A 17346-nucleotide genomic window follows, 5' to 3' on the forward strand; every position below is an offset into this window, starting at 1 on the left:
TTCAATTCAAAAATGAGACAAATTCTTGTTGCCTTCCTGCTACTTTCTTTTGCCTGCAGTCCTAAAAAAGATGTTCAAACAGAAATAGAAACTGAAGTTCATTCGGCATCTGATTCCTTATTGTTGACGCCTGAGGAAATGAAGTATTTGAAAAATATCAAGCAACTGACTTTTGGTGGAAATAATGCGGAAGCGTATTGGTCTTTTGATGATTCTATGCTGGTTTTTCAATCCGACTACAGCGAATGGGGAGCTGAGTGTGACCAAGTTTTCTATACAAATTGGAAGACCGATGATTTGCAAAATAATACTCCAAAACGTCTGAGTACTGGTTTGGGCAGAACTACCTGTTCCTATTTTCTTCCAGACAATAAGAGTATCGTTTATGCTTCTACACATCTTGGAGGTGAGAATTGCCCTCCAGTTCCTGAGCCTAGAACTGATGGAAAATACGTTTGGCCTATCTATGACAGCTTTGATATTTTCACTGCAGATATGGATGGGAATATCATTTCTCAACTGACAGATGAACCGGGATACGATGCAGAAGCAACCGTTTCTCCAAAGGGGGATAGAATTGTTTTCACTTCTTTAAGATCTGGTGATTTGGAACTTTATACCATGAATATTGATGGTACGGATGTGAAGCAAATTACCTCAGAATTGGGTTACGATGGAGGAGCATTTTTCTCCCCAGACGGCAGCAAAATCATCTGGCGAGCTTCCAGACCAACCTCTGAAGAAGATGTAAAAGTCTACAAAGACCTGCTTGATGAAGGGTTGGTGATGCCTACAAGCATGGAGCTATTCGTTGCAAATGCGGATGGAACTGACGTCAAAAAAATAACTGATTTGGGCAAAGCCAACTGGGCTCCATTCTTTCATCCGTCTGGAGAAAAGATCATTTTCGCCTCAAATCACCAGACTGAAAGAGGCTATCCTTTCAACCTTTTTATGATCATTTTGGACGGAACTGGCTTGACTCGTATTACACACGACGGGACTTTTGATGCATTTCCTGTTTTCTCAAATGATGGTAAGTACCTAGTCTTTTCATCCAACAGAAATAACGGTGGCACAAGAGACACCAATCTCTTTGTAGCCGAGTGGATTGGAAATTAACAATCGCCTGCAATCGAACACAGAAAGACCGTCACAATTGGCGGTCTTTTTGATTTTCTCCTTACTATTTCATAATTTTTAGCCTTAACTCGCCCAAAGTTACCTTTTTCAGTGGCTGAAACTCAGTCCAAATTCTTAATCCCTTTTTAAAATGAGCATATGAAATATTATACCCGATTGGTAATTCCTCTTTTGATAACCGTAGGATTAGCATTCACTAAACTTTATTACGGTGGCATATCAAAAGATTGGGAAGGAATATGGTCCTACCTGCCACATATTAATACTGTGTTGATTATTTGCGGATTTACTTGGTGCCTTATTGTTCTGATGAAAATATTGAAGAAAATCTTTATCAGACAATACGATATGTCTGAAGAAGATAATTTAAAGGCTAGAAAGGTACTTACGCAAATTAATATCCTTGTCAAAGTTGCCAATTTCATCATAGTGCTACTAGGAGTTGGATTGATACTCATTTCCTTCGAATCTGTAAGAAAGGTTGGTGTTGGTTTCTTCGCTTCGGCTGGAGTTGCTGGTATAATCATTGGTTTCTCTGCTCAAAAGGCAATTGGGACTTTAATCGCTGGTATTCAAATCGCAGTAACACAACCCTTCCGACTTGAAGATGCTGTAGTAGTGGAAGGAGAATGGGGCTGGATAGAAGAAATCAATCTGAATTACATCGTAGTTCGCATCTGGGATTTGAGAAGGCTGGTGCTTCCGACAACCTATTTTCTAGAAACCCCTTTTCAAAATTGGACTCGAACGTCTGCAGATCTTTTGGGGTCAGTTTTTCTCTACACAGATTATACAGTTCCTTTCGATGAACTTCGCAAAGAATTAGATCGGGTTTTAGAGACCACAAATTTGTGGGATAAAAAAGTAAAGGTGCTCCAAGTGTCAGATGCTAAAGAATTTACAGTGGAAACACGTATTTTGGTAAGTGCTAAAAATTCTCCTACAGCCTGGGATTTAAGGGTATATGTGAGAGAGAAAATGATAGAGTTTATTCAGAAAAATTATCCAGAAAGCCTTCCTAAAACTCGAGTGGAGATGACTCAAAAGTCTATGAACGATACATGATCTTGGTGTATCGCTGTTTTGTTTTTAGGTAACAATCTCGCCTAAGTTGCCTTTCCAAAAAGAAGGTTTGGTGGTTGAGAGTTTAAATTTACCTTCGCTCAAAGGTTATAAAGCATCCAAATTCTTTAGATATTCTACCGCCTGATTCATTAATTCTTCCTTATTTTTCAATTTATCCAGTGTGCGATAAGCCATTCCAATTCTGGGGTTATTTTCCAACTTTTCTCTGTTACGGTCATAGAAATGCCAGTAAAGACTATTGAAAGGACAAGCGCCCTCTCCAACTTTTTTGGTATGGCTATATGCGCAATGTCCACAATAATTACCCATTTTATGGATGTAGTTTGCTGAGGAAACGTAAGGCTTTGTGCCAACAATTCCTCCATCAGCAAACTGGCTCATCCCACGCGTATTGGTGATTTCCACCCATTCGATGGCATCGATATATACGCCCAAGTACCACTGATCCACTTCGTCTGGATGAATGCCGACAAGCAAAGCAAAGTTGCCAATGACCATCAAGCGCTGAATGTGGTGCGCATAAGCAAGTTCTAAGGATTGTCCAATTGAATGGCTTAGGCATTTCATTTTGGTTTCTCCAGTCCAAAACCATTCAGGTAGCTTTCTTTTATGGTTGAAGAAGTTCATGTTTGCGAAATCCGGCATTTTTGCCCAATAAATCCCGCGCATGTATTCTCTCCAGCCTAGAATCTGCCGGATGAATCCTTCTGCCTGCGATATATCAATTTCATATTGGTGTTCTTTCCAGTAGGCTTCTACTTTTTGTACTACTTCTAGCGGGGAAAGCATTTTGGTATTTAAAGCAAAACTTAATCTGGAGTGAAATAAAAAGGGATCCCAGGTGGTCAAGGCGTCTTGATAGTCTCCGAAATGGATAAGTAAGTGTTTACAAAAATGATCCAAAACCTCTAGGCTTTCTTCCCTCGAACAGGGCCAAGCAAATGTATTTTCATCTATTTTCCCAATAGTTTTAACATCAGCTTTTTGCACCATTTCAAGAATCTCGGAGATATCTTTTTGGTGTTTTTTGGCTTTGCGAATCAAGCGTTTGTCTTTTAGAGCAGACCTGTTTTCATGGTCAAAATTCCATTTTCCTTGAAGTGGTTCTTTCCCATCCATGAGGATATCAAAGTCCTTTCTCATTTGCCGGTAAAAACTCTCCATCACAAAGGTTTTCTTTCCCTGAAAGAAGTCCTTGACATATTCTCGCTCCGTTAAAAAATGCTCTGAATCAACTCCTCGGCACGGTATACCTAGATTTTTACCAATAGTTTTCAATTGCTCATCTAATCGATATTCGTCTGGTAATTGATATTCGAATTGATCAAAGTTGTGTTGATCAACCATCGAGTTGATCATTTCCTCCAAGTTTTGGCTATTGTCTTTGGCATCCAAACTGACATAAATTACTTGGTGTCCCTTGGTTTCAAGGTCCTTGGTAAAGTTTCTCATGCTCAGGAAAAAAGCAATTACCTTTTGAATATGATGAGGGACATAATCAGTCTCCTGTCTCATTTCAAGCATCAAATAAGTGATAGAAGAATCTTGCTCTTCAAACCAAGAATGTTGAGAATTCAGTTGATCACCGAGGATTAGCCGTAAAGTTTTGGGCATAAAAAAAGGGCTTTTAATAAACTAAAGCCCTTTTCACACTATTTTGTTTGGATCAATACTTGAAACAAGGCATGGAAGATTTCCTACCTGCACCGCGCTTATTGGTGGCAAGAAAGCTGTAACGCAAGCTGATTTCGTGTGCACCTCCTGTGTTGGCATTTCCAAGTGAAGAAAGGGTGAAATCGTGGCTATATCCAACGTCAAGTCCTCCTCCAAGAGATATTCCTACCAATCCTATAATCGCTTCATGGTTTGGAATTTCGCTTTGCTGTACAGGAATTCCTCTATACCAAACACCCAAAACTAAAGGCTGAATATTTATCTGTGCTCCCATATCCAATTGTGAAAAAGAACCTTGATTTTTATAATTGAAGGCAAAAGTCAATTCTTTGGTGCCAAATTTTTGATTCAAGTATTCACTGGAGCTTCCTCCAGAAAGATCAAATTTCACACCTCCATGAGCAGAGATTTTCAGTGGTAATCTGCTGTTTGCTCCATCTAGAAAGGAAATATTAGGCTGTGTCAAATGATGTCCTGCAAGTCCAAACCACAGGTTTTCATTATGGAAAACCATTCCGAAGCTGTAGTCCATAAACTGATGACTGATTCCCTCACCTAGACTTTCTCCGCTATTTCCACCCACGGCGCCTGTTTGATCGTCGATTTGGCTTCCAAAAACTAAGTCTCCAAAATAAGCATCCCTATCCATGTAACTTACTTGTCCACCCATTCTCAAAAATGATCTAAATCCTAACCTCATTCTGTAAGAATAAGTCGCTCCGATCTCAGTCGTGCTCAGGTTTGCCATACTTTGTTCGGATCTGTTGACAATTAGCCCTACACCGCTGTTTGCGCTGAAAATGTAATGATCAGCATAGGCCGAATAGGAGTTGAAAGATTGATCTAGTCCAGGCCATTGATTTCTGTAATTGACGCCAATAGTTGTCATCTCTGAAGCGCCGGTCATAGCTGGATTTAGATACAATGGAGCAGCATAAAACTGTGAGTATTGAATATCCTGGGCATTCACAGTTAGGCATAATATGCTCATAGCAAGCAGCAGATAAACGTTTTTCATATTCTATCTAATAAGGGTGACTCCTCCTGTTTGGGTGTTTTGCTCACTATCTTTGGAGGTGTAGGTGATTTGATATAAATAATTGCCAGGGGGTGAAGCCTGACCATCGTGTGTTCCATCCCAGCCTTTAGTTTCTAGGCTTGAAGTGGAATAAATTTTCTCTCCCCATGTATTGAAAATTGTCATGGAGAATTCGGTTACTGCCCTGAGTTTGGGGATAAACGTATCGTTCAGGCCATCTCCGTTAGGGGTGAAAGCATTTGGTATGGTAATAAATTCTAGTGGGGCATTTACTTGGATTATATTTTTCTCAGTACTGGAACAGCCATAGATATCATAAGCTGTAAGGATAACTTCGAAATTGCCTGCATTCTCAAATTTGTGAATTGGGTCTTTTTCTTTTGAGGCTTTTCCATCGCCAAACGACCATTCCCAGCCTATAAACTCTTCGGAAATGACACTTTCGAAGATGATTTCCTCGTCAACCTGTACTTCTGGTTCGCTGTTGATTTCTAACTTTCTATAGTCAAAATCAAGTCTTCCCGCCTTGTTGATTTGAGTTGGGAAATCTACTCTTACTTCAGTTTGAGAAGTGCAGCCTAAAGCGTCTGTTATGTTGACTTTTAGGCTACCTGAAGTGTTGAAATTGATTTCTCGGGTATCATTTTCTCCTGAACTCCAAGAGATTTTATAAGGTTGAACTCCACCTTGTATTGATACCCAGGCTACTCCTGTGATCGTGCCGATAGTACAATCCACATCTAAGGCAGTTTCTATTCTTGCTTGAATTGGCTGAGCGTCCGCAATAGTAAATGATTTACTCACAGAACAGCCGCTTTCATCTGATACTAGAAGTTGATAAGTGCCAGCAGACAAATTCTCTCGATTTAAATCTGCAGTTGGATCGTCAAGCCATTTGGTAGTGTAATTACCAGAATTGCCTTTCACGTTTAAGCGGATAACTCCTGAATTTGACCCTGAACAGGTAATGTCACTTTGCTCAATTAACTCCACTTCGAGGGCTGAGGCCGTTCCAATATTGAATTGCTTTTCTACAGTACAGCCTAGTGCATCAGTAACTGTAAGAGAATAATTTCCTGCTATTACATTGCTAAGCTTGGTAGAAGTCTGTCCGTTACTCCACTTATAAGTATATGGTGCAGTACCGCCTTGAGTAGTGACTTGGATTTCTCCGTCACTTGTACCCGCACAGCTTTCTGGTACAACAGTTTCTTTTAGTTGCATCGAAGTAGCTGCTTCGACAGTATATGAAGCTTGAAATGAACAACCGGTTTGATCCTTTATTAAGACACTATAAGTACCTGCGGCAAGATTGGTGAGATTTTGGGTAGATGACCCGTTATTCCATTTGAATGTATAAGGTGCTTGTCCGCCTTTGATCTCCAAATTAATAGCTCCATTATTTTGACCAGAGCAACTTAGGTTTTGAATAGCTTCAGCTACTTGCATTCCTTCTGCTGCAGCTTTGATCTCGAAGGTGGTGGTGACATCACAATTATATATGTCTGCAATTGTAACAGAATAGGTACCAGGTGCCAGATTGGTTGCTTCCCAGGTATCTTTCAGTCCATTACTCCATGTGATTTGGTAAGGCTCTCCTCTCCCTACTTTTACACTAATTTTCGCTGAACCATCCATGCCAGATCCACAAGTTGCATCTGTTTTCTCCAGTGGGTTGAGAATAAGTGGATAAGGTGGCTGAACTACAATTCTTTCGATATGTACTTTGCCGACTGCATCAGTGATTTCTACAGTATAAGTACCGGCGAATAAATTGGTTCTGTCTTTAGTAGTCTGAAGGGTGTTCCATCGATAAGTATACGGAGCAGTACCTCCTGTAACATCCAGGATAATATGTCCTTTTTCCGAATGTGAGCAAAGAGCAAGTTTTCCTGAGACCCCCACAGTAATTCCAACTCCTGAATTTGTCTCTACCCGATTTTGGCTTGCAATTAGCTCTGACCCTTCAAATTTGGTCTGAGCTGACACAGATACACTGGTCACTAAGCACCAAAAGAGGCTGAGTATCATTAGGCCATATGTAGAACATACCTTTGTCATGTGGTTTACTAAAGTTGGAAGCTGGGTGACTTTTCAACTTTCTAAAATTGTCTTATAAATCAAGATTACTGCATTTCATTTTTAAGAATATTATTTTATGTAAGTCATATACAACAAAATGATATTCTTTATAATGGGGTGTATTCCGAAATAAGTATAGAATTATTCTTTTATGCAAGAGGCAGACAAAAAGTTCTTAAAACGAAATGCATCTAAAAAAAGTGTTATTTTTCCTTAGATATTGCAATAGTCAAAAAAAGTAGGAAATGATGCTTTTTTATGATTATAAAAACAAAAAAGCCTCAGAAAGAGGCTTTTAAAAAAAAAAGTGAATTTTTCAAGATTTTTTCTTGAAAAGTATAACAAGTTGTTTTTCAGCTTAATATTTGAAGCAAGGAATAATTCGTTCTCTCTGGTTTCTGCTCTTCGAATCTCCCCATAAAAATGAATAAGTGAGGGATATCTCATGTGCACCTCCACTATTTCTAAGTCCTAGTTTCGAAATAGTGACATCATAAGAATAGCCAATGTCAAGACCATTTTCCAAAGAAACGCCCACCAAACCAATGAATGCCTCATTATTTGGAAGGTTGTTTTTTGTGGGGATTCCACGATACCAAATCCCAAGTACTAGCGGCTCAAGATAAAATTGTGCTCCGATGTCTAGTTGATTGAAAGGATCTTGTTGTTTGTAGTTGAAAGCAAATGATACAGATCGTTCTGAATAAGAATGTGTAAAGTAATTTCTTCGACCTCCGCCCAAGTCAAACTTTATTCCACCCTGGGCAGATAATTTCATTGGCAGTTTTGAGATTTGACCTTCTACAAAAGATGTATTTGGTTCTGAAAGATGATGTGCTGAAGCTCCGAGCCAGATCCTCTTAGAGTAAAACATACCTCCAATACTGTAATCCACAAAACTGTAGCGACTATCAATCGGAATTCCATTGAGCTCATCTGTGATCCCGCCAATTGTTCCATTGATGATATCGATCTGAGAGCCAAACACCAAGTCTGAGAAGAATGCATCTCTTTGCATATAACTGACCATGCCTCCTACTCTGAAAAATGTGTTTTCACTCAATTGCAAACGGTATGCGTAAGAAAGGCCAATCTCATTGGTGGATAGGTTTGCCATGCTTTCTTGACTTCCATTAAAAATTAAACCTATACCACTATTATAGTCAAATATATAATGGTCGATATAAGCTGAGTAGGAGTTGAAGTTTTGGTCAAGGCCAGGCCATTGATTGCGGTAATTTACACCTACACGGGTAAGTTCACTAGCACCAGTCAAAGCTGGATTCAAATATAAAGGAGCAGCGTAAAATTGAGAGTACTGGGTATCTTGAGCTATTACATCTGAAAAAATGCAACAAATAGCCCCTATAGTAATTAATACACCGATTATTCTCCTATACATAGACAATTATGCCTTGACCAAACAAATTTATGCATTTGTAAATTGGCAAGGTTTATATTATTATGAATTAACGATTTGAAACATCTAGGGCTTATGATTGGGGCTCAATCAAATGAGTTTCAAAACATTATTATTGAAGCACAACACAATTGAAGCGCATTCGAAATAATGCTGATGCTATTCAATAATTATACCAAAGGGTTCAATAATTATTAAAGGAGGAATTAAATGTCGATTTCGACCTGATTTCTTATCAAATCCTCAAATATTTCACGATTTCTTATCAATTGAGCTTTTCCTTCCCAAACCAATACTTCAGCAGGTCTAAGCCTAGAATTGTAATTAGAGGCCATACTGATTCCATATGCCCCAGCATTTTTAAATACTAAAAGATCTCCCTTACTGACTTTTGCAAGCATACGGTCTTTTGCTAAGGTATCTGTTTCGCAGATGTAGCCGACTACATTATAGGGATGCAAATCTCCAGCTGGATTACTTAGGTTATACACATCATGAAATGCATCATACATCATTGGTCTGATTAGGTGGTTTAACCCAGAATCAACACCCACAAAGGTGATTTGAGGCGTCTTTTTCACCACATTTGATTCTACCACCAGATAGCCAGATTCACTCACCAGGAACTTCCCTGGCTCTAACCAAAGCTCCAATTTCCTCCCGTATTTCTCGCAAAAGTCATTAAAGGCTTTGGATACTTTTGTACCTACTTCCGCCATATCTGTCGAGGGGTCGCCAGCCTTATAGGCTACTTTGAAGCCTCCCCCAAAATCCAGAAAAGTGAGATTTGGGAAATTCATAGCTGCTTCAAAGAGCACATTTCCACCTCTCAAAAAGATCTCAGCATCTAGAATATCAGATCCAGTATGAATATGAAGTCCTACGATGTTGATCTTGTATTTCTCCACAACAGCTAATATCTCGGGAAGCTGATGAATAGAAATCCCAAACTTACTTTGAATATGACCTACAGAAATTTTCGCATTTCCGCCAGCCATGATATGGGGATTTATACGGATGCACGCTGGCTTTGTATTTCCGTAAACAGCACCAAACTCCTCCATTAAGGGAATGCTGTCAAGATTGATCATTATTCCCAATTCCACAGCCTCCTGAACCTCTCGAAAGTTAACGCCACTAGGAGTATACATGATTTCTGATGCCGAAAACCCTGCTAGCATACATATTTTGGCTTCTTCGATAGAAACTGCATCAACGCCTCCTCCGGCTTTTTTCACCAATTTCAAAATATTGATATTGGATAGTGCCTTAGTGGCATATTTGATCTTCAGAGGTACAGTGGCAAAAGCTGTCAGGAGAGATTTGATTTGACTCACGATCTTTTCTCCATCATATATATATACAGGCGTGCCGAATTCTTGAGCAATAGATTCTATGTTTATTTCCTGAAGTTGAGTAGGATGCTGAGGTGCTGACATTGTCTGAAATTTGCGGGCAAAGATAGCCAAATAACAAAAAAAGGAGGCATTTGCCCCCTATTTTCATAAGTTATAGTGTAATTAAGAAAATTTTGTTTCCAAGCTTAAATATAATTGAAGGAGGCCAAATTAACCTCCTTGTACCCAATTTAAGGCGGTTAAATATTGTTAACCTCTCTTCTTAGCCTGATTATAGGATTAAATTTGTAAAATGTCGAAGAGTAATATTATCCTAATCGTTGTTTTGATGTCACTTGCCAGCTTTGGCTTGATGGGCTTCCAATTCTACTGGGTAAAAAATGCCATTCGAATTAATAGAGAGCGCTTTGATCAAAATGTCTATCAGGCACTTTCTTCGACAGTAGATGAGCTGGAAAAAGGGGAAACATCAGCTGCGTTTTATGGCTATATGATGAATGACTCTATCATCAGTAGGTCATTATTTGAGAAAATCGATCCGATCGATTTTGACGTTACTGTAAATTCCAGACGAATTTCTAGGCCTAGGCCTTCACTGGTTGATTCCTTCTTTCAAGAGCCTGCGCCTAGAGTGAGTCAGACATTCAAAAGGATACTTGAATCGCAAGGAGTTGATATGAATCAACTGGAAGAATTGGAAGCCTTTTTTGCTTACATGACTCCCGAACTAGCCTCTAAGATGTTCACTCCAGACGAAATGGAGGTTTTGCTAAAAGAAAAAGAGCGGCAATTCCAGTATTTAAGTCGCATAGAGACTTCTGCAAAGAAATCTGCTCCTTCTCAAATTGAACAAGTAGTGGAGATGCGTCCAGAGGTCAACATCAGTCCAGATGCTTTGGAAAAAGTATATAGGACAAACATTAAGATTGATTTCATCAATAAATATGTAGATGAGATAAATGCTGGCCAAAAAGCAATTTTGGACAGAATGGATACTGCGAAGGTGAGAAGAATTCTGAAAGGATTCTTGTTAGAGAGGAATATCACCGAAGATTTTGAATTAGCATTACTTAAAGATGACCGGTCTTTGCTGCCGATCGGCCCGGTAAAACAGCAATTTGTGTTATCCCAACAAGGAATCCAGGCAAGACTATTTCCTAACGACATTTTTAACAAGGCAAATTTTTTGACGGTATATTTTCCCGAGAAAAATGCGCACGTTATTCGTGAAGTTTGGCTGCCTTTATCAAGCTCAATCCTGTTTATAATCGTAATTATTTCTTGTTTCATTTACGCCATTAAGGTGATCATTCGTCAGAAAGCACTTTCAGATACCAAAAATGATTTCATCAATAATATGACGCATGAATTCAAGACCCCCTTAGCTACCGTTAGTCTAGCAGTAGAAGCACTTCAGGATCCTGAACTGTCCAGTCAGGATAAGTTTCGAACGCGATATTTGGGCATTATTAAAGATGAAAATAAACGTTTGGTCTCTCAGGTGGAAAACGTTCTTCAGGCTGCTGCGTTGGATAAAAAGGATTTCAAACTGAAAATAGAATCTCTGAATTTGGCCGAAATATTAGAAACTACTGTTGATCACTTTGGCCTTCAGGTCGAAAAGAGGGGGGGACAGATCACTTTTATGAATGAGCTAAGTGAGCCGATGGTCCAAGGCGACTTATTTCATCTCACCCATATATTCAATAATCTGTTGGACAATGCGAATAAGTATTCTCCGGACAGTCCGTTTATAACGATTGTAGCAAAAGATGATGCTGATGAGGTATTCATTACCATCAAAGACGAAGGAATCGGGATGAATAAAGATGCACAAAGGAAAATTTTTGATAAATTCTATCGTGTTCCTACCGGCAATGTTCACGATGTCAAGGGCTTCGGTCTAGGTCTTTCTTATGTAAAGGCCATGTTGGAAGCACATAAAGGAGGAATTCAAGTAAGTAGCGAACTTGGAAAAGGAAGCTCATTCACCATTAACATACCAAAGAAACAATGAGTAAAGCAAAATTACTAGTGGTCGAAGACGATCCAAATTTAGGTGATATCCTACAGGAATATTTGGAAATGAAAGGTTACGAGCCTACGCTTTGTCGTGATGGTGAAGAAGGTTGGAACAAATACAAAAAGGGGAAATTCGATCTTTGTCTTCTGGATATTATGATGCCAAAAAAAGATGGATTCACTTTAGCCAAAGAGATAAAGAAAGTGGAGGAAAACCTACCTATTCTTTTCCTGACGGCAAAAAACCAAAAAGATGATATCATCGAAGGTTTGAAAATTGGCGCTGATGACTACATCACCAAGCCGTTTAGCATGGAGGAATTACTTCTTCGTGTCAATGCTATCTTGAAGCGAACTCATAAAAGCGAAGAAGTCAACCCATTAAAAGTATACTCCTTCGGAGGATTCACGTTGCACTACGATGAGCAAATCCTGGAAGGACCAAAAGGACGACATAAGTTAACTTCAAAGGAAAATGAGCTCATTCGCTTGTTGGCTTCTGAAATCAATAATCTTGTAAATAGAAGTCATGCGCTCAAGCAAATCTGGGGAGACGACAGCTACTTCAATGCCAGAAGCATGGATGTGTACTTGAGTAAAATCCGAAAACTTCTTAAAGACGACCCAAAAGTTCAAATCATTACTGTCCACGGTGAAGGTTTCAAGTTGATCGTAAGCGAGGGATAAAAGGATTTCGGATTTACGATATTCGATTTCAGATTTTCCGAACTCTTACAACTAGCTAAAAAAAGAATATAGCCGGAGCGATCTAAAATTGCTTCGGCTTTTCTTATTTCTCTAAACTCTTGGCTCTTGATTCTAGACTCTAAGGTCTTTATACTTATATCTAAATACTAGCGACTTGCTACTTGATACTCAGTCAATCATTTCCGCGCCAATTCCATTTCCTTCAGGAAAAATCACTTCTTCTGGTGTGATGATCACTCCTTTGGCAGGATCTTTAGAAAGAAGCATCGCGCCATCCATATCTACATAGTCCAGCAGCGGTGCAATATGAGCAATAGCTGTGATTCCCACGGATGATTCAGTCATGCAGCCAACCATCGTTTTCATCCCAAGTTTTTTGGCTTCGTGAATCATACGAAGTCCAGGCGTGATTCCTCCTGCTTTAACCAACTTCACATTGACTCCATGAAACAAGCCATGACATTTTTTCACATCAGATTCTACGATGCAGCTTTCATCTGCGATTATAGGTAATTTGCTGTGCTTAAAAACCTCCCTCATTCCTTCCAAGTCATCCTTTCCCAGTGGTTGCTCCATGAACTCTACACCCAATTTTTTTAATTCACCAGAATAATTGATAGCCTGCTCTGCGGTCCACGCGCAATTTGCATCGATTCTGAAGATAGCATCTGTATGCTTTCGAAGTTCTCGGATAATCGCCAAGTCATCAGAAGTACCCAGCTTAATTTTATAGATCGGCCAGTGAACTTCCTTCATTTTTGCCACCATTTTCTCCACCGTATCGATTCCAATCGTAAAGTTTGTTAGGGGAATATCAGCAGGATTAAGTGCCAGCAATTCGTATAGTTTCTTTCCGAAATTCTTAGAATAGATATCCCATGCGGCCATATCTAGGGCACACTGAGCAAAAGGATTGTCTTTAAAAATGTCTTTGCCAAGACTCCAAAGTTTAGCAGGAGTTTCCCATTTACCTTTTTCTACAACAGGTCTGAAATTCTCCAAACATTCCATCATATTAGTGATGGTCATGCCGTAAAATGGATTCGTAGTCGATTCGCCTAAACCGTAAAATGCACCATCTTGCAGTTTTACTAGTAAGGTGTCTTGCACATCCCTGCTTTGGTGGGCGATGGTAAATGTGTGTTTGAGCGGAAGATCGACTACGTGAAAAGATAAATTCATTTCGGGAAATATTCTATTTGGAGCAAAATTAAAGCGTTTTTTGCTTGTATGGTAGAAAGGATTACATTTTATTCAAGGTAAATAGAAATAATTATGAAAGCCAATTCTAAATTCTCAATTAGCTTGTTTTTGCTGTTATTGATTTCAATACTTAGTTGTAAAACAGCAAATGTTTCAAATTCAGAGGCTACTCAGGTTTCCACTCTTGAATCCGCCTACTCAAAATTCAAAGAATCGGATATCACTCATAGAAGGTTCAAGCATGCTGACTTGCAGCCTTTGATTCAGAAACATGCTGATGCTTTTGTGGTCACTAAATTGGGAGAATCAGTGGAAGGCAGAAGTATTTCCAGCTTGGATTGGGGAGAAGGTAAGACCAAGGTAATGCTCTGGTCTCAAATGCACGGAAATGAAAGTACAGCAACTATGTCTCTTTTTGACCTATTCAATTTTCTGGAAGCGAATGGAGACGAATATGACGAACTTCGTGCACTCTTAAAATCTAATCTTGATCTCAAATTCATCCCGATGATCAATCCCGATGGAGCCGAGCAGTTCAAGCGGAGAAATGCGATTGATATCGATTTGAATCGTGATGCGATTTCTCAGATTTCTCCTGAAGCTATCATTTTGAAAGGGGCTAGAGATGATTTTGAACCAGAATTTGGGTTCAACCTGCACGATCAGCAGATTTATTACAATGCCTCAGGAACCCCTAAACAAGCTACTATTTCAGTTTTGGCTCCAGCCTATAATTATGCTACCGATGTAAATAAGGTAAGAACAAGGGCGATGCAAACAATCGTTGGGATGAATGAGGTTTTGCAGCAAGTAGTGCCTGGCCATGTCGGGAAATATAATGATGCCTTTGAACCTAGAGCTTTCGGAGATAATATTACTAAGTGGGGAACGAGTACGATTTTGATAGAATCTGGAGGTTACCCAAATGACCCGGATAAGCAGTACATCCGCCAGTTGAATTTTATGATAATCCTCAATGCCTTGGAGCAAATCGCGAGTAGAAGCTACGAGCAATATACTACTGAAGAGTATTTTGCTATTCCTGATAACGACTTGCAACTGGTTGACTTGCTACTCAATGAAGTTCAGGTACCGGTGAATGGGAACTACTATCCAGTGGATCTTGGCATCAGACGTAGAGATATTACCGCAGGAGACACTTATTACATGTCTGCTTCTGTGGATGACCTAGGGGACTTGCAGGTGTATTTTGGATTGGAGGATTTTGATGCTTCAGGGCTAAAGTACGTGGAGGGAGAAGTTTATGAAACGGCTTTTGAGTCGGTGGCTTCCCTAGACGATGCAAAGGTAATGGAGCTTTTGAAGCAGGGATACTTGGCTGTGAAAGTTAATAATGGAGCAAAAGGAGACTTACACCAGCTTCCGATTTTGGTACTGAAAAGTACCGAGTCATTCTCCTCAGGTTGGAAAACGGGAGAAAGCACAAATTTCTTTTTGGAGAAGGATGGAGTTAGAAAATATGCTGTTGTAAATGGCTATTTGATAGATCTGGAAAATCCAAAAGATCAAGAATTTAAGCAGCGTGTTTATTGATAAATCAATTTCCAAAAGGTAAATAAATATTTACCTTTTGGAATCATTTTTTAGTAATATTGTTTTTATGAAGAGTTCTGAATTGTTAAGACTGCTTGAAAAAGATGGATGGTTTTCAGTTTCCCAGAAAGGCTCCCATCTTAAAATGAAGCATGCAACAAAGGGCGGAACCATTATTTTCCCAAATCACGGAAGTAAAGAGGTCGGTAAAGGCCTTGAGAGAAAAATTAAAAAAGATGCTGGGATTGCTAAATAAAAGATAATGAAGACAAAAAAACTTAAAATGATTTTGGAAAAAACTGATACTGGTTTTTCAGCTTTTTCTGAATCCTATGCAATTTTCACAACTGGAGCTACAATCCCTGAGTTATTAAATAATGCCTTAGAAGCGGTTAATTTTTATTTTGAGGAAGAAAATAATAATTTTAATTCGGAGGATTTAAAATTTGAAATTGATTTTCAACAATTCTTTCAATACTATAAGGTGTTGAATTCAAAGTTCCTGGCTGAAAAAATTGGGATGAACCCTACACTTCTTTCACAGTATGTACAGGGCCAAAAAAAACCATCTGATAAACAAACTCAGAAAATTCTGTTGGGGATTCATCAAATTGGAAAGGAACTATCAGAAATTAATCTCATTCACAGTTAAACAATATTAAACCCGCTTCTTGGCGGGTTATTTGTTAATTAGCTAACGTCCATAATTTTTAAAACAATGAAAAAAAATCTTTCCGCAATTCTTTTCGCCGTAGCGATCGTCATTGCATCTATCGTACTGGGAAACGCTATTATCAATCGAAACCGGCCTCAGGGTACAATCAACGTGACAGGTTTGGGAGAGAGCAATTTCACCTCTGACTTAGTTGTGTGGGAAGGAAATTTCAGTAGAGAAAGCTTCGACTTGAAATCTGCTTATGCTGATCTGGAGAAAGACAGAAAACTGGTTTCAGACTATTTGATCTCCAAAGGCATTCCTGCCGAGAAGTTGATTTTCAACGCAGTAAATACCAATCCAAAGTATCAGCAGAATTACTCCAACGATGGGAGGTATTTGGGACAGACCTTCGATGGATACACACTCAATCAATCCCTGAAAATTGAATCCACCGAAGTGGAAAAAGTCGAGAAAATCTCTAGGGAAATCACCGAGTTATTGAATCAAGGAATTGCTTTTTACTCCCAGCAGCCAAGATACTATTACACTGAGCTGGAATCACTCAAACTGGAGATGATTGCCAAAGCTACCGAGGATGCCCGTATCCGGGCCGAGCGCATCGCAGAAAACTCCAAAGGAGATCTCGGAGACCTGATCTCAGCGAATATGGGAATATTTCAGATCACAGGTCAAAACTCCGGCGAAGACTATTCCTGGGGTGGTACTTTCAACACCGCAGACAAAAATAAAACTGCTTCGATTACGATGAAGCTAATTTTTGAGGTGGATTAAATACCCAAGACTATAAACAATTTTGTTTCTCACAGCTTTTATAAATGTGAGAGCTACTCTTCTATTAACTCTATTTTCTTTTTCCCTTATGCTTTATCAGTTTGACAAAAATTCCTCGGCTTCTGATTGGAGAATTGTTGATGATGTGGTGATGGGCGGAAGGTCTGATGGCTCTTTCCGTATTAATGAGGAAGGAAATGGGGTGTTTGAAGGTTCGGTATCCTTAGAAAATAACGGGGGTTTTTCATCTGTCCGGCATAGAGCTACTTTTCAGGTTCAAGGTCAGAAAACCATTAAAATCAGATTGAAAGGAGATGGGAGCAACTATCAATTTCGAGTGAAAGCAGATACAAATGACCGTCATTCCTACATCGCGGACTTCCAGACGTCTGGGGATTGGCAAACTGTAGAAATCCAGCTTTCAGCTATGTATCCAGCTTTTCGTGGAAGAAATCTGTCTATCCCCAACTTTAATCAAGCAAAGATTGAAGAGATAGCATTTTTGATTGGCAATAAAAAGGCTCAAACTTTTCGCCTAGAGATAAAGTCAATCGAGCTTATTTGAGCGTAGTTCCTCAAGTCTGAATCAGGCATTTAACAGAAATAA

General features: G+C 39.3%; 15 protein-coding genes. 9 read left to right on the plus strand and 6 right to left on the minus strand.

Annotated features, from left to right (window positions below; genetic code table 11):
* Positions 1-12: 12 nt before the first annotated feature.
* Together LV83_RS01665 and LV83_RS01670 are read left to right on the plus strand one after the other, a co-directional pair.
* Positions 13-1122, plus strand: coding sequence for a TolB family protein (locus LV83_RS01665; RefSeq protein WP_111609778.1), 1110 nt, complete (start codon positions 13-15; stop codon positions 1120-1122).
* 159 nt (positions 1123-1281) lie between these two features.
* Positions 1282-2208, plus strand: coding sequence for a mechanosensitive ion channel family protein (locus LV83_RS01670; RefSeq protein ID WP_111609779.1), 927 nt, complete (start codon positions 1282-1284; stop codon positions 2206-2208).
* 105 nt (positions 2209-2313) lie between these two features.
* Here the strand turns inward: LV83_RS01670 and LV83_RS01675 are convergent, their stop codons facing one another.
* From LV83_RS01675 to lysA, 5 genes are all read right to left on the minus strand, one after another.
* Complete coding sequence (locus tag LV83_RS01675; RefSeq protein ID WP_111609780.1) at positions 2314-3843, minus strand: cryptochrome/photolyase family protein; 1530 nt, start codon at positions 3841-3843, stop codon at positions 2314-2316.
* A 52-nt stretch (positions 3844-3895) separates the two neighbouring features.
* Positions 3896-4921: a PorP/SprF family type IX secretion system membrane protein gene (locus LV83_RS01680; RefSeq protein WP_111609781.1), complete on the minus strand. Its 1026-nt coding sequence runs from the start codon at positions 4919-4921 to the stop codon at positions 3896-3898.
* Between the two features lie 3 nt (positions 4922-4924).
* Complete coding sequence (locus LV83_RS01685; RefSeq protein ID WP_245946969.1) at positions 4925-7003, minus strand: T9SS type B sorting domain-containing protein; 2079 nt, start codon at positions 7001-7003, stop codon at positions 4925-4927.
* Positions 7004-7382: 379 nt separating this feature from the next.
* Complete coding sequence (locus LV83_RS01690; RefSeq protein ID WP_111609782.1) at positions 7383-8426, minus strand: PorP/SprF family type IX secretion system membrane protein; 1044 nt, start codon at positions 8424-8426, stop codon at positions 7383-7385.
* A 224-nt stretch (positions 8427-8650) separates the two neighbouring features.
* Positions 8651-9883: a diaminopimelate decarboxylase gene (gene lysA, locus LV83_RS01695; protein ID WP_111609783.1), complete on the minus strand. Its 1233-nt coding sequence runs from the start codon at positions 9881-9883 to the stop codon at positions 8651-8653.
* A 211-nt stretch (positions 9884-10094) separates the two neighbouring features.
* Between lysA and LV83_RS01700 the strand changes: the two genes are divergently transcribed.
* A complete protein-coding gene (locus LV83_RS01700) occupies positions 10095-11819 on the plus strand; it encodes a sensor histidine kinase (RefSeq protein ID WP_170124550.1) in 1725 nt (574 codons plus the stop codon).
* Positions 11816-12511, plus strand: coding sequence for a response regulator transcription factor (locus tag LV83_RS01705; protein WP_111609784.1), 696 nt, complete (start codon positions 11816-11818; stop codon positions 12509-12511). Before LV83_RS01700 ends, LV83_RS01705 begins: the two co-directional genes overlap by 4 nt.
* Positions 12512-12700: 189 nt before the next feature.
* Here the strand turns inward: LV83_RS01705 and LV83_RS01710 are convergent, their stop codons facing one another.
* Entirely contained in the window at positions 12701-13714 is a 1014-nt protein-coding gene (locus LV83_RS01710; protein WP_111609785.1) for a dipeptide epimerase, read from the minus strand.
* 93 nt (positions 13715-13807) lie between these two features.
* Between LV83_RS01710 and LV83_RS01715 the strand changes: the two genes are divergently transcribed.
* The 5 genes from LV83_RS01715 to LV83_RS01735 all read left to right on the plus strand — a co-directional run bounded on the left by LV83_RS01715 (position 13808) and on the right by LV83_RS01735 (position 17304).
* On the plus strand, positions 13808-15289 hold the full coding sequence (locus LV83_RS01715; RefSeq protein ID WP_111609786.1) for a M14 family zinc carboxypeptidase: 1482 nt from the start codon (positions 13808-13810) through the stop codon (positions 15287-15289).
* A 37-nt stretch (positions 15290-15326) separates the two neighbouring features.
* The gene (locus LV83_RS01720) at positions 15327-15545 is read left to right on the plus strand and encodes a type II toxin-antitoxin system HicA family toxin (protein WP_245946970.1); all 219 of its coding nucleotides are present in this window, start codon (positions 15327-15329) and stop codon (positions 15543-15545) included.
* Between the two features lie 6 nt (positions 15546-15551).
* Entirely contained in the window at positions 15552-15941 is a 390-nt protein-coding gene (locus LV83_RS01725) for a helix-turn-helix domain-containing protein (RefSeq protein ID WP_111609788.1), read from the plus strand.
* Between the two features lie 66 nt (positions 15942-16007).
* Positions 16008-16739, plus strand: a complete 732-nt coding sequence (locus LV83_RS01730; protein ID WP_111609789.1) for an SIMPL domain-containing protein — start codon at positions 16008-16010, stop codon at positions 16737-16739.
* 88 nt (positions 16740-16827) lie between these two features.
* The gene (locus LV83_RS01735; RefSeq protein WP_111609790.1) at positions 16828-17304 is read left to right on the plus strand and encodes a CIA30 family protein; all 477 of its coding nucleotides are present in this window, start codon (positions 16828-16830) and stop codon (positions 17302-17304) included.
* The last annotated feature ends 42 nt before the right edge of the window (positions 17305-17346 follow it).

The organism is Algoriphagus yeomjeoni, assembly GCF_003259505.1.
GTDB classification, from domain to species: Bacteria; Bacteroidota; Bacteroidia; order Cytophagales; family Cyclobacteriaceae; genus Algoriphagus; species Algoriphagus yeomjeoni.